Raw genomic sequence first — 18510 nt, 5'->3', positions numbered from 1 at the left:
GAGTCTCAAACCGTGGGCTAAAGACCGCTAGTATAAGCGGCCCCTCACCTGGAGATGCCTCACCATGGCCGACAGCAAACCGGAAATCGTCATCACGTATTGCACGCAGTGCCAATGGCTGCTGCGTGCCGCCTGGCTGGCCCAGGAACTGCTCAGCACCTTCACCGACGACCTTGGCCGGGTGGCCCTGGAGCCTGGCACCGGCGGTATTTTCCGCATCACCTGCAATGGCGTGCAGATCTGGGAGCGCAAGGCCGACGGTGGCTTCCCCGAAGCCAAGGTGCTGAAGCAGCGGGTGCGCGACCAGATCGACCCGCAGCGCGACCTGGGCCACAACGACCGCTGAATCAGGCGCCCTCGGCCAGCGGCCGCTGCCTGGGCGGTTGCTCAGCGGCCAGGCGGCTGGACAGCACGATGGCGAAGATGATCAGCGCGCCGCCCAGCAGCATGCGCAGGGTCGGGGTTTCGGCGAACACCACCCAGGCCACGGCAATGCCGTAGACCGGTTCCATGCCGAACACCACGGCGGCGGTGCGCGCCTTGATCACCGACAGGCTGGCGACGAACAGGCTGTGCGCCACGCCGGTGCAGAAGATGCCGAGCAGGGCGATCCACAGCCAGTCCATGGTGGCTACGCCGGCCAGGTCCGGTGCCGCGAACGGCAGCAGGCACAAGCCCACCACCAGGTTCTGCCACAGCGCCGCCTGCACTGCAGGCAGGCGGCCCGAGCCGGCGCGGTTGGTGAGTGACAGCAGGGAGAACAGCAGCCCCGACAGCAATGACCAGAGCAGGCCGCCGGTGGCTTCACTGGCCAGGTCGAATGCTGGCGTGACCAATACCAGGCCGATGCTGACCAGCAACACCAGCAAAGCCTCGTTGCGGCGGATGCGTTCGCGGAACAGCAGGCCTTCGAGGATCACGGTAAAGGCCGGGAAGCTGGCGAAGCCGAGGGTGGCGATGGCCACGCCGGCGACCTTTACCGCGATGAAGAAACTGACCCAGTGCCCGGCCAGCAGCACGCCGCCGAGCAGCAGGCGGCGGGCGTCCTGGCCGCTCAGGCGTTGCCAGCCCGGCCCGGCCAGGCTGGCGAACAGGGCCAGGGCGAGCACGGCGAAGGCGGCGCGTCCGAAGACGATGATCGCCGGGCTGGCGCTGGCGGCCAGTTTGCCGAAGACGCCGGTGAGGCCGAAGAACAGCGCGCCGATGTGCAGGGCGCCGAGGGCGGTGCGGTGGTTCATGGGTGGTCCTTGCTCAAGATCTCTACTGGCTGTGCCGGCCTCTTCGCGGGCATGCCCGCTCCCACAGGTACTGCACAGGTGTTGAAAACGGTGCAACACCTGTGGGAGCGGGCGCGCCCGCGAAAGGGCCGGTACAGGCTCAGTGTATAGGCTCAGAAGAATGCATTCTGTCGCAAGGCTAGTGTGAGTTGTCGCCAGACTCTCGCCGCAAAGCCAACGGCGTACACCCGAACGCCCGCAACATCGCCGCCGAAAACGCACTCTGCGAGCTGTACCCCACCTGCGCCGCAATCTCCCCCATCGGTAGCAAGGTCTGCATCACCAGCCGCCGCGCCTTGAGCAAGCGCCGCTGGCGAATGTAGTCCATCGGCGTCATCCCGCATTCCGCGGTAAAGCGCGCATGCAGGCGGGCACTGGACAACCCGGCGATGCGCGCCAGGTCAGCCACTTGCAGCGGGTAGGCGGCATGCCGCTCGATATGCGCATCGAAGGCGGCATAGGGCAGGCGCTGGCTGGCTGCGACGCTGGCTGCCGCCGTGGGGTTGAGGCTGGCCAGCAGCAGCGCTGCCCCTTGCCGGGCAATCAGCGGGTCGTGCATGGGGCTGGTCGCCAGCCAGTCCACCAATTGCTGCTGGCGCTCGTCCAGGCCCAGGGCGGCGGGGCGGTCGAGCAGGCGGCGGCTGGCATCGGCATGTTCGCCCAGTTGCTCGCGCAACCATTGGTCCCCTGGTACATCCAGCACCAGGCAATCGCTGCCGCCATCGCTGGCGCAGGTGTGATGGGCGCCCGCCGGTACCACGATCAGCCCCTGTCGATCTATCCCGGCGCCATGCCCCTGGACCTCGAACTCCAGGCGACCGCGCAGGCCGAACACCAGTTGCGGGTGTTCGTGGCTGTGGGCGATCAGGCTGTCGCGGTAATGGCGCAGCGAGAGGATCGGGCCGGCGGTCATGGGGAGAGTCGTCCTCGCAGGGCAGAACCGCATTGTGCCTCATTCCCTGCAGTCCATCACTCGTAACGGTTTTGCCACTGCGCTGTCATCCGCGCCTGCCAGTCTCCAGCAAACTGCGCCGGAGCCTGCCCATGACCCATGCCGAACTGTCCCGTCCCTCGCGCAAGCAACGCGTGCGTACCCTGTGGATTTCCGATGTGCATCTGGGCACCCGCGACTGCCAGGCCGAACACCTGTCGCAGTTCCTCAAGGGCTACCAGGCCGACCGCATCTACCTGGTGGGCGATATCATCGATGGCTGGAAGCTGCGCGGCGGGATCTACTGGCCTCAAGCCCATACCAACGTGATCCGCCGCCTGCTGACCATGAGCAAGCGCGGCACCGAGGTGATCTACGTCACCGGCAACCATGACGAATTCCTGCGCCGTTACTCCAAGCTGATGCTCGGCAATATCCAGCTGGTGGACGAGGCGGAGCACCTGACCGCCGATGGCCGCCGCCTGCTGGTGATCCATGGCGACCAGTTCGACGTGATTACCCGTTACCACCGCTGGCTGGCGTTTCTTGGCGACCGTGCCTACGAGTTCACCCTGGTGCTCAACCGCTGGCTCAACCACTGGCGTGCCCGCTATGGATACGGCTATTGGTCACTGTCGGCGTACCTGAAGCACAAGGTCAAAGGCGCGGTGAACTTCATCAGCGACTTCGAGGATGCCATTGCCCACGAGTGCACCCGCCGCGGTTTTCATGGTGTGGTGTGTGGGCATATCCACCATGCCGAGATTCGCCAGGTGGGGGAGGTGGAGTACCTCAATTGCGGGGATTGGGTGGAGTCGTGCACGGCGCTGATCGAGCATTGGGATGGCACGATCGAGCTTTATCGGCTGGCGGAGGCGCAGGCGCGTGAAGCGCAGGCAGCGGCGGCGGTGCGCGAACCGGCGTAGGGGTTGAGGGCCAAGGGGGCTGCCTTGCAGCCCTTTCGCGACACAAGGCCGCTCCCACAGGCCGCAAAGCGGCCCCAAAAATCTACAGGCTGATCTTGCCCAGCAGGATATCCCTGAACATCACGAAATCCCCGATCAGGCTATACAGCGGATGGGTAAAGGTCGCAGGCCGGTTCTTTTCGAAAAAGAAATGCCCGACCCAGGCAAAGCCGTAGCCGAACACGGGCAAGGCCAGCAGCAACAACCATTTGCCACTGCCGATGATATAGGCCAGCAGGGCTATCACCAGGCTGGTGCCGACAAAGTGCAGGCGGCGGCAGGTGGGGTTGCTGTGCTCCCCCAGGTAGTAAGGGTAGAACTCGGCAAAACTGCGAAACTGCGCTGTGCGGTTCATGACAGTGCTCCGGGATTAATACTTCTGGACAAGATGCACGGCGTGGAGCCTGAATCGAGTCTAGAGTGACTGGCGAGGCCTATCAGTGACAATAGGCGCCAATTGAATATCCTTGGGGTTCACCGCAGGAGCGGTCAGCATAAATGCCTGTCATGAGCGAAAGAACCACGTCAGCCAGCTGGGCATCAGGGATCGTGAAGGCACTCGAGCTGGAAGGGCTGGACTGCCGGGCCATGTTCAAGCAGCTGGGGCTGGATTTCTCTGCCCTCGACGACCCCGACGCGCGCTTCCCCCAGGACTCCATGACCCGGCTGTGGCAACTGGCAGTGGAACTGTCGGGCAACGAGGCCATAGGCCTGAACATGGCGCGGGTGGTGCGCCCGGCGTCGTTCCATGTGGTGGGCTATGCGTTGATGTCCAGCCGCACCCTGGCCGAAGGCTTCGAGCGCCTGGTGCGTTACCAGCGCATCATCGCCGAAAGCTCCGACCTCAGCTTCGTCCTCGGCCCCGAGGGTTATTCGCTGATCCTGACCGTACACGGCGACCATCTGCCACCGACCCGGCACAGTGCCGAGGCATCGCTGGCCTGCGCGCTTGCGCTGTGCAGCTGGCTCAGCGGTCGGCCGGTGCAACCGCGCCGGGTGCTGGTGCAGGGGCCGCAGCCAAAGAATATCGAACCGTACAAGGTGGCGTTCCATTCGCCGCTGGTGTTCGGGGCGCCGCACGATGCGCTGGTGTTCGAACGCGCCGACATGGAGGCGCCGCTGCCCACCGCCAACGAGGCCATGGCCATCCTGCATGACCGCTTTGCCGGCGAATACCTGGCGCGTTTCTCGGAAAGCCGGGTCACCCACCGCGTGCGCCAGGTACTGTGCCGCATCCTGCCGCAGGGCGAGCCCAAGCGCGAAACCCTGGCCCAGGCCCTGCACCTGTCGCAGCGCACCTTGCAGCGGCGGCTGCAGGAAGAAGGCACCAGCTTCCAGACCTTGCTCGACGATACCCGCCGCGAACTGGCCGAACAGTACCTGGCGCAGCCAGGCATGACCCTGCTGGAAACCGCCTACCTGCTGGGTTTTGCCGACCCCAGCAACTTCTACCGGGCGTTCCGCCGCTGGTTCCATGCCACGCCCAGTGAGTACCGCGCCCGCCTGGGTGCCGAGCCTGAGGTGGTCAGTGACGCCAGAACGCCGGCATGCACAACACTAGCACGGTGATGATTTCCAATCGGCCGAGCAGCATGCCGCTGGCGAGAATCCACTTGGCAGCGTCCGGCAGCGTGGCGTAGTTGCCCGACGGGCCGATCACTTCACCCAGGCCCGGGCCCACACCCGAGACCGTGCCGGCAGCGCCGGTCAGGGCGGTCATCCAGTCCACGCCAAGCAACGAAAGCAGCAGCGCCATGACGCAGATGGTGATGGCGAAGAAGAACGAGAAAGTCAGGATCGAACGCACGATTTCTTCGTCGAGGCGGTGGCCGTTGTACTTCTGCTTGATCACCGCGCGTGGGTGGATCAGCTGGTTGAGGCTGGCCTTGAGCAGGATGTAGGCGACCTGGAAGCGGAAGATCTTGATGCCACCTGCCGTCGAGCCGGAGCAGCCGCCGACGAAGCCCAGGTAGAAGAACAGCATCAGCGAGAAGTTGCCCCACAGGCTGTAGTCACCCAGGGCAAAGCCGGTGGTGGTGACCACCGAAGTCACGTTCAACGCCACGTGGCGCAGGGCGTCGAGCCAGTGCAGGTTGGTGGTGGCCCAGTACCAGGTGCCAAGCACCAGCCAGGTGGCCACCAGCATGCCCAGCAAACCCTGCACCTGCTGGTCGCGGATCAGTGCCTTGCGGTTGCCGCGCAGGGTCGCCACGTAAAGGGTGAAGGGCAGGCTGCCGAGGATCATCACCACCACCGCGACCCAGTGCACGGCCGGGATATCCCACTTGGCCAGCGACTGGTCGGAGGTGGAAAACCCGCCAGTGGAAATCGCCGACATGGCGTGGTTGATCGCATCGAACGGGCTCATGCCGGCCCACCAGAAGCCCAGCGCGCCCAGGATCGAGAAGCCGACGTATACCCCCACGATCGACTTGGCGACCATGTGCGAGCGCGGCATGACCTTCTCCGAGCGGTCGGACGATTCGGTCTGGAACAGGCGCATGCCACCGATGCGCAGCAGCGGCAGGATCGCTACCGCCATGCCGATGAAGCCGATGCCGCCGAGCCAGTGCAGCATCGAGCGCCACATCAGGATGCCCGGTGACATGTTGTCCAGCCCGCTGAGCACCGTGGCGCCGGTGGCGGTGATGCCCGACATGCTTTCGAAGAAGGCGTCGGTGTAGCTGATGTGCTGGGTCAGCAGGAACGGCAGGGCGGCGAACACGCACACCACCAGCCAGCTGCTGACGGTCAGCAGGTACATGTCGCGCGGGCGCAGGTGCACATGTTCGGGGCGGCCCTGGAGCACCAGGGCCAGGCCGGCGATGAAGGTGATCAGGCTCGACCAGAGGAACGACGGCATGTCACGGGTGCGTTCGAAGATCACCAGGGTCGCCATGGGCACGGCCATGCTGACGGCGAGGGTAATCAGGAAGATGCCGATGATGAAACCAATGATCCTTAAGGTCGGCAACGCCATGTGATCTGCTCTGACTCGAAACGGAAGGGCGCCATTCTACCTATGGGTCTGGTGATGTAAACGCTAGAATGGCGGCACATTTACCTGCCAGGAGGGTAGCCGATGGAGGCTCTCGACGCATTGCTCAACCGTGTTTCCGTGCCACGCCTGACCGACCCGGCGCCCAATGCCGCCCAGCGCGAGGCGCTGTTCCAGGCCGCCCTGCGCGCCCCGGACCACGGCCAGCTGCGGCCGTGGCGCTTTCTCACCATCGAAGGCCAGGGCCGCGAGAAGCTGGGTGAGCTGTTCGCCGAAGCGCTGCAGCACAAGGGGGATGCCAGCCAGGCTGCCCTGGACAAGGCCCGTGCCATGCCCCTGCGGGCGCCGTTGCTGATCGTGGTGGTTGCCAGGCTGCAGGACCACTTCAAGGTGCCCAAGTCCGAGCAGCGGCTGGCGGCAGGCTGTGCGGCGCACGGCATCCTGATTGCGGCGCATGCGCAAGGTATCGGTGCGGTGTGGCGCACCGGGGACATGGCTTTCGATGCCCATGTGCACAAGGGCCTGGGGCTGGCCGCGAACGAGGAGCTGATCGGGTATCTGTATGTGGGTACGCCGCTGACCGAGCCGCGCACCGCGCCGATTCTGAAAACTGCTGATTTCGTCAGTGCCTGGGGCGAGTAACGCAGCCTTGGGCTGATTGCCGTATCAAGGCATCCGGCCCTTTCGCGGGTAAACCCGCTCCCACAGGTGTTGCGCAAATTTCAGGCCTTGCACAGTACCTGTGGTAGAGGGCGGGTGCCTTTACAGCACATCAACCGCCCGCCGCTCCCACAGGAGGTGCGAAAATTTCACGCCTTGCACAGGTACCTGTGGGAGCGGGTTTACCCGCGAAGAGGCCGGGAGCATTTACATCAAATCAACTGCCTGTCGCTTCAGTCACAGGCAACTCCAGCCGCGCCACAAAGCCCCCCTGTGGATGGTTCTCCAGCGCCAGGCTGCCACCATGCCGCTCTGCCGCCTTGCGTGCAATCGCCAGCCCCAGCCCATGCCCCGGCGCATCCTGCCCCGGCGCACGGAAGAACGGTTCCCCCAGCTGCGCCAGGTGTTCCGCCGCCGCCCCCGGCCCATGGTCTCGCACGCTGATCACGATACGGTCCTGCTCGCGCACGGCGCTGACTTCGATCGGCTGGCCCTGCGGGTTGAAGCGCAGGGCGTTGCGCAGCAGGTTGTCCACGGCACGCTCGATCAGCGTTGGCCAACCCTGCAAGGTCAACCCCGGTTGTGCCTCCAGGCGCACGTCCTGCTCTGGTGCGCTGAGCTGGGCGTCCTTGCGCACGCTGCCGAGCAGGGCGTTGAGGTCGACCGGCTCGGCATGGGCCTGTTCGGCATCGACACGCGCCAGGGCGAGAATTTCGCTGATCAGGTCTTCCAGGCGGTCGCATTCGCGGGTCAGGCGTGGCCACAGCGCCTCACGCTGCTCCGGCTCGGCGCGCTCGGCCAAGGCCAGGGCGATACGCAGCCTGGCCAGCGGTGAGCGCAGTTCATGGGACACATCGCGCAGCAACTGGCGCTGGCTGCCGATGGTGCTTTGCAGGCGCGCGCCCATCTTGTTGAAGTCCTTGGCCAGCACGCCGAACTCGTCACGCCGCGCCGCCAGCTGCGCCAGGCTGTTCTGCTGGTAGGTGGTCTGGCCCAGGTCATGCACGGCGCTGCGCAGGCGGCTGAGCGGGCGGGTGATGGACAGGGTCACCAGCAGGCTGAACAGGGTCAGCACCACCAGGGCAATGCCCAGCGCACTGAGCGGCCATAACAGGCTTTCGCGGTGCCAGGCATCCAGCGCCGGGTGAGGGATGCGGTAGATCAACAGGTACGTCTCGCCGGTATCGGGGCTGGTGTATTCCTCGGTCAACCGGCGCCACGGCAGGCGCCGCTGGTCATTGTGCTGGCGTGCCTCGAAGGCCGCCGCACGGCGCGGGAAGGTGCCGGGCACCACGGCTTCGCCACTGTCGTCGAGCACCTGCACGTCGATCTTGTAGCGGTCCTTGCGCCGTTCCAGGAAGTGCTGTGCCGAAGCCAGGCCTTCCTGTTCGTAATGCTTGGCCCACTTGCTGGCCAGGGTATTCAGGCCCGGGTGGCGGCTGAGGATCCAGGCGTCCTGGTTGAGCATATGGCCCAGCAGGATCGACAGGCCCGCAACCAGGGTGATGGCCAGCCAGAAACTGGCCAGGATGCGCCAGAACAGTGAACGCAAGTGCACCTCCTGCAAACAAGAAAAGCCCGGCTCGCACTGAGGCGGGCCGGGCATCGGGAGGACAGCTTACTGGGCCTTGTTGCCTTTTTCAGCTTTCCAGGCCTGGAACTCCTGCCACTCGGCTTTCTGTGCGGCGCGTTCCTTCTGCAGTTCGTCGAACTTCTTCTGCTGCTCAGGCTTGAGCAGGGCACGGACCGCGCTGTCGGTCTTGTCGCGGTTGGCCTGCAGTTCGTCCTTCATCGCCTTCTGGTCGGCGGCCGGCAGTTTGGACAGGTAGCGCTCGGTGATGTCGCGGCGCTGTTTCATCTGCTCGCCCATCAGTTTGCCGATCTGCTGGCGCTGGTCACGGCTCAGGTCCAGCTGGTGGAAAGGCGCATCACCGCGATGATGTGGGCCGTCGTGGCGCGGGCCGCCTTCAGGCATGGCCATGGCCACGGTCGGCAGGGCGGCGGCGAACATCAGGGCGATAAGGGTCTTGCGCATGGTGTCTCTCCTTTCATGGGCCGGTGGTTACCGGATGAGCACAGTCTAGGGAGATCACCGTCAAGCGCGGTCAGTGGATGGTAAAGGCTCGGTAAAGATGTTCAGAGGCAGTAGTAATAGCCACGGCTGCGCAGGGCGACAATGCGCGGCCGGCCATCGGCGTGGGGGCCGATCTTCTTGCGCAGGTTGCTGACGTGCATGTCCAGGCTGCGGTCGTACAGGGTCAGCTTGCGGCCCAGGCCGATCTGCGCCAGTTCCTGCTTGTCCAGCGGCTCGCCGGGTTGGCGCAGCAGGGCTTCGAGAATGCGGCTTTCGGACAGGGTCAGAGTCATTTCGCGGCCATCGATGCTGGCCACGCCACGGGCAGGGCTGTAGACCAGGTCGCCCAGTTCCACCTGGCTGGTGGTGGCGGTGGGGTGGCTGCGGCGCAGCACGGCACGCAGGCGAGCGGTGAGTTCACGCGGGTCGCAGGGTTTGGCCAGATAGTCGTCGGCGCCCAGTTCCAGGCCGAGGATGCGGTCCAGCGGCTCGCCGCGGGCCGAGAGCATCAGCACCGGCATTTCGGCATGCTCGCTGCGCAACTGCTTGAGCAGTTCCAGGCCACTGCCGTCGGGCAGCATCACGTCCAGCACCACGGCCGCCGGGGCATGCGTGGCCAGGGCCTGGCGTGCGCTCTGGCCATCGTGGCAGGCGCGCACGGTAAACCCTTCCTGGGTCAGCCAGCTGCCGAGCAGCTCGCACAGCTCCTGGTCATCATCTATCAGTAACAGCTCGCTCATGACTCACTCAATTCAACCATTGACGGCGGCTATTCGGCCCGCCAGTGGCAAAGATACCGCAGACTGATGGCAACAGTATAACTGCCGGTACCGCGTGGGCTTCTTCGCGGGCTTGCCCGCTCCCACAGGTAACCCACAAACCTCAGGACCTGTGGTGTCCCTGTGGGAGCGGGCAAGCCCGCGAAGAAGCCCACGCGGTCTCAGATCAAGGCAGCACTTGCTTGAACGGCTTGACCACCACCTTGTCGTACACGCCCGCGGCAATGTAAGGGTCGGCATCGGCCCAGGCCTGCGCCGCGGCCAGGGAGTCGAACTCGGCAACGATCAGGCTACCGCTGAAACCCGCTTCGCCCGGGTCGTTGCTGTCGATGGCCGGGTGCGGGCCGGCCAGTACCACGCGGCCCTCGGCCTTCAGCTGCTGCAGGCGTTCGATGTGCGCCGGGCGGGCGGCCAGACGCTTTTCCAGGGAGTTTGCGACGTCGCTGGCGATGATGGCGTAGAGCATGTCAATCCTTGGGTTTGGAGGTAGAAGGGTCGTCGTGCAGGTGGCGCGACAGGTACACGCCCTGCGCTACCAGGAACATCACGGTCATGCCCAGGCTGCCGAACACCTTGAAGTCGACCCAGAAGTCCTGGAAGGTGAAGGCGACGAACAGGTTGGCCGCGCCGCAGAACAGGAAGAAGCCGATCCAGGCCAGGTTCAGGCGGGTCCAGATGGCATCGGGCAGGCTCAGGGCGTGGCCCATGATGCGCTTGATCAGCACCCGGTCGCCGATGAAATGGCTGCCGGCGAAGCCCAGGGCGAACAGCCAGTTCACCACTGGCGCCTTCCATTTGAGGAAGGTTTCGCTGTGGAAGGTCAGGGTCAGGCCGCCGAACACCAGGCAGGCCACCAGGGTCAGCCACTGGCCCTTTTCCAGCTTGCGCTGGCGCAGGAACAGCGCGCCGTAGACCACCAGCGAGCTGATGATCAGCATGGCCGTGGCGCTGTAGATGCCGCCGAATTCGAAGCTGTGGCCGGCGACTTCCATGGGGCGCGGGTCGAGCTTGTAGACGATGAAGAACAGCAGCAGCGGGATGAAATCGATGAATTGTTTCACAATGGCAGCCAGAATCAGGATGTGACGGCATAATAACAAACATCGATTCCAGCGAAAGCGCTCCTCCATGAATGTTGATCTGCACTGTCACAGCACGGCCTCCGACGGCGCCCTGTCGCCTTCGATACTGGTCGCCCGGGCCCATGAGCATGGGGTGCAAACGCTGGCACTGACCGACCATGACACCATCGAAGGCCTGCCCGAGGCGCGCCAGGCGTGCCGCGACAAGGGCATGCACTGGGTCAGCGGGGTGGAGCTGTCGTGCACCTGGGGTGGCGCGACCATCCATGTGCTGGGCTATGACTTCCCGCTCGACGCGCCGCCCCTGCTGGCGGCGATCGAAGCGCTGCACCGCGGCCGCTGGCTGCGCGCCGAAGAAATCGACAAACGGCTGGCGGCCAAGGGCATGCCCGGTACCCTCGACGGCGCCCGCGCCGTGCAGCACGAACTGGGCGATAGCGGCAACGCCCCGGCGCGCCCGCATTTTGCCGAGTACCTGGTGCGTGCCGGGCACGTCAAGGACCGCGGCGAGGCGTTTCGCAAATGGCTGGGCGCCGGCAAGCTGGGGGACGTCAAGCAGCACTGGCCTACCCTCGATGAAACCGTCGCCACCCTGCGCCAGTCCAACGCTTGGGTGAGCCTGGCGCATCCCATGCACTACGATCTGACCCGCAGCAAGCGCAGAAGGCTGATTGCCGACTATATTCAGGCAGGCGGGCAGGCGCTTGAAGTGGTCAACGGGATGATGCCTGCCGAGCAGGTGGGCACCATGTCCATCCTCACCCGTGAGTTCGGCCTGCTGGCAAGCGCTGGCAGTGACTTCCACGGCCCCGGCACCTGGGGCGAGATCGGTGCCTACCGGCCTTTGCCCGAGGACCTGCCACCTCTGTGGCGCCGATTCAGCCATGAACAGCCTTTGGCGGTATGAACAGGACGACTACGTGAGCCAATTTTTCCAGATTCATCCGGAGAACCCGCAGCAGCGCCTGATCAAGCAGGCCGTCGAGATTATCCGCAAGGGCGGTGTGGTGGTGTACCCGACGGATTCGGCCTACGCGCTGGGTTGCCAGATGGGTGACAAGGCGGCCATCGAACGGGTGCGGCGCCTGCGCGGGCTGGACAAGACCCATAACTTCACCCTGATGTGCTGCGACATGTCGCAGCTGGGGTTGTACGCCAAGGTCGATACCGGCACCTTCCGCCTGCTCAAGGCACATGTGCCGGGGCCTTACACGTTCATCCTCAACGGCACGCGCGAAGTGCCGCGCCTGCTGTTGCACGATAAACGCCGCACCATCGGGCTACGGGTGCCGGCCCATGCCATCACCCTGGCCTTGCTGGCTGAACTGGGCGAGCCGTTGATGAGTGTGAGCCTGATCCTGCCGGGCGATACCGAGCCAATGACCGACCCTTACGAGATCCGTGAGCGCCTGGAGCACCATGTCGACCTGGTGATCGACGGCGGTTTCGGTGACCTCAAGGCATCGACCATCATCGACCTGTCCGGTGATGAGCCGGAACTGGTCCGTGAAGGCTGCGGCGACCCCACGCCGTTCCTGGTCAACGCGTGAGCCAGGTGGAAGCGCCCGAGGCGCCGGCCGAACAGGCCGAGGTGCCTCGCCAACTGCAATTGGCCCTGGTCTATGGCGAAGCCCTGACCGAGCTGCCGCTGGACCTGTACATCCCGCCGGACGCCCTGGAAGTCATCCTCGAAGCCTTCGAAGGCCCGCTGGACCTGTTGCTGTACCTGATCCGCAAGCAGAACATCGACATCCTCGACATCCCGGTGGCGGAAATCACCCGCCAGTACATGGGCTACGTGGAGCTGATGAAGAGCGTGCGCCTGGAGCTGGCCGCCGAATACCTGGTGATGGCTGCCATGCTCGCCGAGATCAAGTCGCGCATGTTGCTGCCGCGCTCGGCCGACGTCGAGGAGGAGGAGGGCGACCCGCGCGCCGAACTGATCCGCCGGCTGCAGGAGTACGAGCGGTTCAAGGCCGCCGCCGAAGGTATCGATGAATTGCCACGGGTTGGCCGCGAGGTGGTGGTGCCGCGGCTGGAGGCGCCGCAGGCCAAGGTGCGCAAGCTGTTGCCCCAGGTCAGCCTGGAGGAGCTGCTGGTGTCGATGGCCGAGGTGATGCGCCGCAACGACCTGTTCGAAAGCCATCAGATCACCCGCGAGACCTTGTCCACCCGCGAACGCATGAGCCAGGTGCTGGAACGCCTGAAGGGCGGCGGTTTCGTGCCGTTCGTCGAGCTGTTCGCCGCCGAGGAGGGCAAGCTGGGTGTGGTGGTGACGTTCATGGCGATTCTCGAGCTGGTGAAGGAATCGCTGATCGAACTGGTGCAGAATGAACCCTTCGCCGCCATCCACGTGCGGCTTCGCCCCGCGCTTGTTGAAGAACCTGATGAACCTGAATGAACCCCGCGACCTGGCGTCGCTGATCGAAGCCTTCCTGCTGGCTTCGGGCAAGCCGCAATCCCTGGAGCGCCTGTACGAACTGTTCGAGGAAGCCGAGCGACCGGAGCCCAAGGTCTTCAGGCAGGCTCTGGAGCTGCTGGGCAAGTCGTGCAATGGCCGTGCCTTCGAGCTCAAGGAGGTGGCCAGCGGTTACCGCCTGCAGATTCGCGAGGACTTTGCGCCGTGGGTCGGGCGCCTGTGGGAAGAGCGCCCGCAGCGCTACTCGCGCGCGCTGCTGGAAACCCTGGCCCTGATCGCCTACCGCCAGCCCATCACCCGTGGCGAAATCGAGGATGTGCGCGGCGTGGCGGTGAACAGCAACATCATCAAGACCCTGATGGAGCGCGAATGGATCCGCGTGGTCGGCTACCGCGAAGTGCCCGGGCGGCCGGCGATGTTCGCCACCACCAAGGCGTTTCTCGACCATTTCAACCTCAAGAGCCTGGACGAGCTGCCAGCCTTGGCCGAGCTGCGGGAGATGGAACCCGAGCCGCTGCTCGACCCGGATGATGCGCCAGTGCCGGCGCACCTGCAGGCATTGGCGGATGCCAGCCTTGGGGAAGAGGAAGAGGTTGCCGAGCCGAAGGAGGAGACCAGCTTCCGTAGCCTGCTGGTGGAGCTGGATGCCATGGAAGAGGGGCTGAAGACCGATTTCGATGATTTGCGCGAGGAAGAGGCTGAGGCCTCGGTGGAAGAAGAGGGCAAGTCACTGCCCTGATTCCTTTGTTGACTGTGCCGGCCCTTTCGCAGGCTCGCCCGCTCCCACAGGTACTGCGCAGCCCTCAGGACCTGTGATATCCCTGTGGGAGCGGGCGTGCCCGCGAAAGGGCCGGCCATGCCCACACACCACCATTAGGCAGAAACCCCTCGCAAAGCCCACAAAACCCTCTACCCTCCAGTGCGTTCCCCCGCCGAACCGCGTATGATGCGCGGCCTTTTGGCGCGTTCGTCGCCAGAACCCTTATTTCATTCCTACACCGGGAGGTGCCCAGATGAGTGAGCAAGACCTGCAAGACACCGAAATCACCCCTCCATCCGGCGAAAAGCTGCAGAAAGTGCTGGCGCGCATTGGCGTTGGCTCGCGCCGTGACGTCGAGGCCTGGATCAGCCAGGGCCGCATCAAGGTCAACGGCGTCGAGGCCACCCTCGGCCAGCGCGTCGACCTGCACGACGCCATTGCCGTGGATGGCAAGCTGATCAAGCGCGAAGAGGCCGCCGAGGCCACCCGCCGGGTGATCATGTACAACAAGCCCGATGGCGAAATCTGCACCCGTGACGACCCGGAAGGCCGCCCGACCGTGTTCGACCGCCTGCCACGGCCGAAAGAAGGCCGCTGGATCAACATCGGCCGCCTCGACATCAACACCACCGGCCTGCTGCTGTTCACCACCGACGGTGAACTGGCCAACCGCCTGATGCACCCGTCCTACGAGATGGACCGTGAGTACGCGGTACGTGTGCGTGGTGAGGTCGACGACGAGATGGTCGAGCGCCTGAAGGCCGGCGTGATGCTGGAAGATGGCCCGGCCAAGTTCACCGACATCCAGAAGGCACCCGGTGGCGAAGGCTTCAACCACTGGTACCACTGCGTGGTGATGGAAGGCCGCAACCGTGAAGTGCGTCGCCTGTGGGAGTCTCAGGGCATGGTGGTCAGCCGCCTGAAGCGCGTGCGTTTCGGCCCGGTGTTCCTCAACTCCGACCTGCCGATGGGCCGCTGGCGTGAAATGAGCCAGGGCGAAATCGACATCCTCGCTGCTGAAGTGGGCCTGCAGCCGGTGGCGCTGCCAGCCATGAAGCTCAAGGCCAAGGACAAGATGGAGCGCCTGCAGCGCAAGTCGACCCGCCCGCTGGGCCGTGGCGAGCGCGTGCGCAACCTGCGCCCGGCTCACGAAGGTGCTGCTGCTGGCGAACGCCCGGCGCGCCAGCCGCGTGAAGAGGCCCCGCGCAAGACCGGCCGTGGCAGCACCGTGGCCGAACGCCCGAGCGAGATGCGCAAGCGTCCGGCCAAGCCTGAAGGTGACAAGCCGGCAGGGCGTGGCCGCGGCAAACCGCGTGGCTGATTGGCCTGTGTGGTAATCGAGAAACCAGCCTTCGGGCTGGTTTTTTTATGCCTGTCAGATTTTGGGGCTGCTTTGCAGCCCATCGCCGGCAAGCCAGCTCCCACAGGGTCACCACAATGGCCGCACCTGTGATCATCCTGTGGGAGCTGGCTTGCCGGCGATGGGCCGCAAAGCGGCCCCAAGACATTGAACAAAAAGAATTTTCGGACGACTGGCAAGTTCTCGAACCACCCTGTAAAGAAAACTGTACGAATGTGGTCGGTTTCAGCCCGGATTTCAGATTAGGTCGAATCGTGTAAACAAACCTTGCCGCCGACTCCCCGTCAAAACAGCCGGCCAAGCCCCGCCCACCCTTGCCCAAAGGCCCGCCCCACGGTGTTATAGCCGCCATTGCCGTGTGCAAAAGCCTGTCCACAGAGCCAGGCTGACAAAACAACAAATGGAGGCGCCATGTACGCCGATCACTTCGCCTTTCAAGGCCCACACCACAGGATCGCTGCGTTTTTTCCCGAGGAAACGATGCAACGCGTTGACGCCTGCGCGTTTGCAGGGGTATACAGTGCGCCGCGTTTTACCTGTGACTCCCTTGCGTACCGCGCACTCTTGATCACGCCTGGTTGACCCGCCCCGGCGGCACCTGAGGTCAGGAAACCCAAGGTAACCACCTTGCCCATTCCGCTGCGCCACGAGCGCGGTGGGTCCGATTCCGTCACAGATAAAAACAATGCAGGTGACTTCGTTCATGAGTGGACAAAACATGCATTCAGGCGAGCTCAAGCGGGGCCTGAAGAACCGCCATATCCAGTTGATCGCCCTCGGCGGTGCGATTGGTACCGGCCTGTTCCTCGGCTCGGCAGGCGTGATGAAATCCGCTGGCCCGTCGATGATCCTTGGCTACGCCATCTGCGGCTTCATCGCCTTCATGATCATGCGCCAGCTCGGCGAAATGATCGTCGAAGAGCCGGTGGCCGGCTCGTTCAGCCATTTCGCCCACACCTACTGGGGTGGTTTCGCCGGCTTCCTGTCGGGCTGGAACTGCTGGGTGCTGTACATCCTGGTGGGCATGTCGGAGCTTTCGGCGGTCGGCAAGTATGTCCACTACTGGTGGCCGGAGATCCCTACCTGGGTCACGGCGGCAGCGTTCTTCGTGCTGATCAACGCCATCAACCTGATGAACGTGAAGTTCTTCGGTGAGGCCGAATTCTGGTTTGCCATCATCAAGGTGGTGGCCATCGTCAGCATGATCGGCCTGGGTGCCTACCTGCTGACCAGCGGCAGCGGCGGCCCTGAAGCCACCGTGGCCAACCTGTGGTCGCACGGCGGCTTCTTCCCGAACGGTGTCAGCGGGCTGGTGATGGCCCTGGCCTTCATCATGTTCTCCTTCGGTGGCCTGGAAATGCTCGGCTTCACCGCCGCCGAGGCCGACAAGCCGAAGACCGTGATTCCCAAGGCGATCAACCAGGTCATCTACCGTATCCTGATCTTCTATGTCGGTGCCCTGGTGGTGCTGCTGTCGCTGACCCCATGGGACAACCTGGTCGCCAGCATCGATGCGTCCGGCGGCAGCTATGGCAGCAGCCCGTTCGTGCAGGTGTTCTCGCTGCTGGGCAGTGACGTGGCTGCGCACCTGCTGAACTTCGTGGTCCTGACTGCAGCGCTGTCGGTGTACAACAGCGGCACCTACTGCAACGCCCGCATGCTGCTGGGCATGGCCGAGCAGGGCGATGCCCCGGCGTCGCTGGCCAAGGTCGACAGCCGTGGTGTACCGGTGCGCTCGATCCTGGTGTCGGCAGGCGTGACGCTGATCGCGGTGCTGCTCAACTACCTGATGCCGCAAAACGCGCTGGAGCTGCTGATGTCGCTGGTGGTGGCCACCCTGGTGATCAACTGGGCGATGATCAGCTACTCGCACCTGAAGTTCCGCCAGCACCTGGACCGCACTGGCCAGAAGCCGCTGTTCAAGGCGCTGTGGTACCCCTATGGCAACTACATCTGCCTGGCGTTCGTGGTGCTGATCCTGGGCATCATGGCGATGATCCCGGGTATCCAGGTTTCCGTGTATGCGATCCCGGTGTGGCTGTTCGCCATGTTCGTGGTCTACATGGTCAAGCCGCGTCGCAGGGCGCAGGCGCTTGGGGCTGCTGGTAGCGTGGCCAAGTAAGGCGCTGCGGCGATAGAAAAACCCGAAGCCGGGTGACTGGCTTCGGGTTTTTTGTTGCCTGTGCCGCCCCTTTCGCGGGCACGCCCGCTCCCACAGGATCACCACAGGTTCCAGCTCAGCGCGGTCCCTGTGGGAGCGGGCGTGCCCGCGAAAGGGCCGGTACAGGCAGCCCAGACATTCAGATCTGCTCCAGCAACCAACTGCGAAACGCCCGCAGCGACGGCAGCGCCTCATTGCGCGGCGGGTAGATCAGGTAATAACTGCGCTGACTGGCAAATGCCACCCCAGGGCTGTACAGCTCACCCTTGGCCAGTTCTTCCTCCACCAGTATGCGCGGCACCAGGCCGATGCCGATCCCGGCCCGTACCGCCTGGATCAGGTGCGAGGTCAGCTCGAAGCTCGGCCCCAGGCGCATCGCCCGGTGCGCCAGGCCATGGTGCGAGAACCACTCGCCCCAGGCATGCGGGTTGTTGGCCACATTCAGCAGCACCTCTTCACTGATGCGGGCCGGGCTCCAGCCCTGGCTGTCCGCGCCGGCCTCCGGCGGCAATATCACCACCAGTTCCTCGGCATGCAGGCGATGGCAGATCAACCCCGGCAGGTCGTGGCTGGCCACGCCGATGGCGGCATCGATCTCGCTGGTGTCGAAGTTGATGGCTTCGATGCGTGAATGTATGTGCACCAGCATGCCCAGGTGGGCGCTGTAGAAGGCGTGCAGCCTTGGCAGCAGCCATTTCGAGCCGAAGGTGGGCAAGGTAGCCAGGCGCAAGGTGCCCACCCCCGACTGGTAGGCCAGTGCCTGCAAGGTGGCGCTGCGGATGCGCCCCAGTGCCTCGCTGAGCTCGCGCTGGTACAGGCGGCCGACATCGGTCAGCTGCACCTGGCGCCCCTCGCGGCGGAACAGGGTCAGGCCCAGTTGCTGCTCCAGCGCCTGCACCTGGCGGCTGACCGCGCTCTGGGTCAGCGACAGCTCGGCGGCGGCGCGGGTGTAGCTTTCATGCCGGGCGGCAGCCTCGAAAGCCAGTAGCAGCGACATGGATGGGGTCAGATGGCGGTAATTCATTCATGAAAGTCATTAATAGC

General features: G+C 64.5%; 20 protein-coding genes. 10 read left to right on the top strand and 10 right to left on the bottom strand.

From position 1 onward, the window contains the following. Positions 1-64: 64 nt before the first annotated feature. Complete coding sequence (locus CAG34_RS08120) at positions 65-346, top strand: SelT/SelW/SelH family protein (protein WP_025340145.1); 282 nt, start codon at positions 65-67, stop codon at positions 344-346. A 1-nt stretch (position 347) separates the two neighbouring features. On the opposite strand, the gene CAG34_RS08115 is transcribed toward CAG34_RS08120, so the two are convergent. Both CAG34_RS08115 and CAG34_RS08110 read right to left on the bottom strand, forming a co-directional pair. Beyond that, the gene (locus tag CAG34_RS08115; RefSeq protein WP_025340144.1) at positions 348-1238 is read right to left on the bottom strand and encodes a DMT family transporter; all 891 of its coding nucleotides are present in this window, start codon (positions 1236-1238) and stop codon (positions 348-350) included. A gap of 178 nt (positions 1239-1416) precedes the next feature. Beyond that, positions 1417-2190 carry an AraC family transcriptional regulator gene (locus CAG34_RS08110; protein WP_085589117.1) on the bottom strand — a complete coding sequence of 258 codons (774 nt, stop codon included), beginning with the start codon at positions 2188-2190 and terminating at the stop codon, positions 1417-1419. Positions 2191-2321: 131 nt separating this feature from the next. On the opposite strand from CAG34_RS08110, the gene CAG34_RS08105 reads away from it, so the two are divergent. Next, positions 2322-3134 carry a UDP-2,3-diacylglucosamine diphosphatase gene (locus CAG34_RS08105; RefSeq protein WP_085589115.1) on the top strand — a complete coding sequence of 271 codons (813 nt, stop codon included), beginning with the start codon at positions 2322-2324 and terminating at the stop codon, positions 3132-3134. 82 nt (positions 3135-3216) lie between these two features. Here the strand turns inward: CAG34_RS08105 and CAG34_RS08100 are convergent, their stop codons facing one another. Continuing rightward, a complete protein-coding gene (locus CAG34_RS08100) occupies positions 3217-3528 on the bottom strand; it encodes a DUF962 domain-containing protein (RefSeq protein WP_025340141.1) in 312 nt (103 codons plus the stop codon). Between the two features lie 152 nt (positions 3529-3680). Between CAG34_RS08100 and CAG34_RS08095 the strand changes: the two genes are divergently transcribed. Beyond that, on the top strand, positions 3681-4742 hold the full coding sequence (locus tag CAG34_RS08095; protein WP_085589113.1) for an AraC family transcriptional regulator: 1062 nt from the start codon (positions 3681-3683) through the stop codon (positions 4740-4742). On the opposite strand, the gene CAG34_RS08090 is transcribed toward CAG34_RS08095, so the two are convergent. Next, entirely contained in the window at positions 4699-6153 is a 1455-nt protein-coding gene (locus CAG34_RS08090) for a TrkH family potassium uptake protein (protein WP_085589111.1), read from the bottom strand. The two genes, CAG34_RS08095 and CAG34_RS08090, sit on opposite strands and share 44 nt — an antisense overlap. 102 nt (positions 6154-6255) lie before the next feature. Between CAG34_RS08090 and CAG34_RS08085 the strand changes: the two genes are divergently transcribed. Continuing rightward, positions 6256-6813: a nitroreductase family protein gene (locus CAG34_RS08085; protein ID WP_085589110.1), complete on the top strand. Its 558-nt coding sequence runs from the start codon at positions 6256-6258 to the stop codon at positions 6811-6813. A 235-nt stretch (positions 6814-7048) separates the two neighbouring features. Here CAG34_RS08085 and CAG34_RS08080 read toward each other — a convergent pair whose 3' ends face one another. The 5 genes from CAG34_RS08080 to CAG34_RS08060 all read right to left on the bottom strand — a co-directional run bounded on the left by CAG34_RS08080 (position 7049) and on the right by CAG34_RS08060 (position 10745). After that, positions 7049-8389 (bottom strand): HAMP domain-containing sensor histidine kinase, encoded by a 1341-nt coding sequence (locus CAG34_RS08080; RefSeq protein ID WP_085589108.1) that lies wholly within the window; start codon positions 8387-8389, stop codon positions 7049-7051. Between the two features lie 60 nt (positions 8390-8449). Beyond that, entirely contained in the window at positions 8450-8866 is a 417-nt protein-coding gene (locus tag CAG34_RS08075) for a Spy/CpxP family protein refolding chaperone (RefSeq protein WP_025340137.1), read from the bottom strand. A gap of 101 nt (positions 8867-8967) precedes the next feature. Next, positions 8968-9645: a response regulator transcription factor gene (locus CAG34_RS08070; protein ID WP_085589106.1), complete on the bottom strand. Its 678-nt coding sequence runs from the start codon at positions 9643-9645 to the stop codon at positions 8968-8970. A gap of 205 nt (positions 9646-9850) precedes the next feature. After that, positions 9851-10150, bottom strand: coding sequence for a YciI family protein (locus tag CAG34_RS08065; RefSeq protein ID WP_015271283.1), 300 nt, complete (start codon positions 10148-10150; stop codon positions 9851-9853). 1 nt (position 10151) lies between these two features. Beyond that, positions 10152-10745, bottom strand: a complete 594-nt coding sequence (locus CAG34_RS08060) for a septation protein A (RefSeq protein WP_003259096.1) — start codon at positions 10743-10745, stop codon at positions 10152-10154. 67 nt (positions 10746-10812) lie between these two features. On the opposite strand from CAG34_RS08060, the gene CAG34_RS08055 reads away from it, so the two are divergent. The 6 genes from CAG34_RS08055 (at position 10813) to CAG34_RS08030 (ending at position 17427) form a co-directional block, all read left to right on the top strand. Beyond that, complete coding sequence (locus CAG34_RS08055; RefSeq protein ID WP_023661025.1) at positions 10813-11673, top strand: PHP domain-containing protein; 861 nt, start codon at positions 10813-10815, stop codon at positions 11671-11673. 13 nt (positions 11674-11686) lie between these two features. After that, complete coding sequence (locus CAG34_RS08050) at positions 11687-12316, top strand: L-threonylcarbamoyladenylate synthase (protein ID WP_038408376.1); 630 nt, start codon at positions 11687-11689, stop codon at positions 12314-12316. Between the two features lie 125 nt (positions 12317-12441). Further along, positions 12442-13167: a ScpA family protein gene (locus tag CAG34_RS08045; RefSeq protein ID WP_162276787.1), complete on the top strand. Its 726-nt coding sequence runs from the start codon at positions 12442-12444 to the stop codon at positions 13165-13167. Further along, positions 13154-13924, top strand: a complete 771-nt coding sequence (scpB, locus tag CAG34_RS08040) for an SMC-Scp complex subunit ScpB (RefSeq protein ID WP_025340134.1) — start codon at positions 13154-13156, stop codon at positions 13922-13924. The genes CAG34_RS08045 and scpB overlap by 14 nt, the downstream gene beginning before the upstream one ends. Before the next feature lie 274 nt (positions 13925-14198). Continuing rightward, entirely contained in the window at positions 14199-15266 is a 1068-nt protein-coding gene (rluB, locus tag CAG34_RS08035; RefSeq protein WP_085589103.1) for a 23S rRNA pseudouridine(2605) synthase RluB, read from the top strand. 742 nt (positions 15267-16008) lie between these two features. Then, on the top strand, positions 16009-17427 hold the full coding sequence (locus tag CAG34_RS08030) for an amino acid permease (protein ID WP_075047028.1): 1419 nt from the start codon (positions 16009-16011) through the stop codon (positions 17425-17427). A gap of 178 nt (positions 17428-17605) precedes the next feature. Here CAG34_RS08030 and CAG34_RS08025 read toward each other — a convergent pair whose 3' ends face one another. After that, a complete protein-coding gene (locus CAG34_RS08025; RefSeq protein ID WP_085589101.1) occupies positions 17606-18490 on the bottom strand; it encodes a LysR substrate-binding domain-containing protein in 885 nt (294 codons plus the stop codon). Positions 18491-18510: the final 20 nt, after the last annotated feature.

Origin of the sequence: Pseudomonas sp. B14(2017) (genome assembly GCF_002113255.1) — a bacterium.
Lineage (GTDB): Bacteria > Pseudomonadota > Gammaproteobacteria > Pseudomonadales > Pseudomonadaceae > Aquipseudomonas > Aquipseudomonas putida_Z.
Note: the sequence above shows the minus strand (reverse complement) of the source record. Positions and strands in the feature narration are given on the sequence as shown.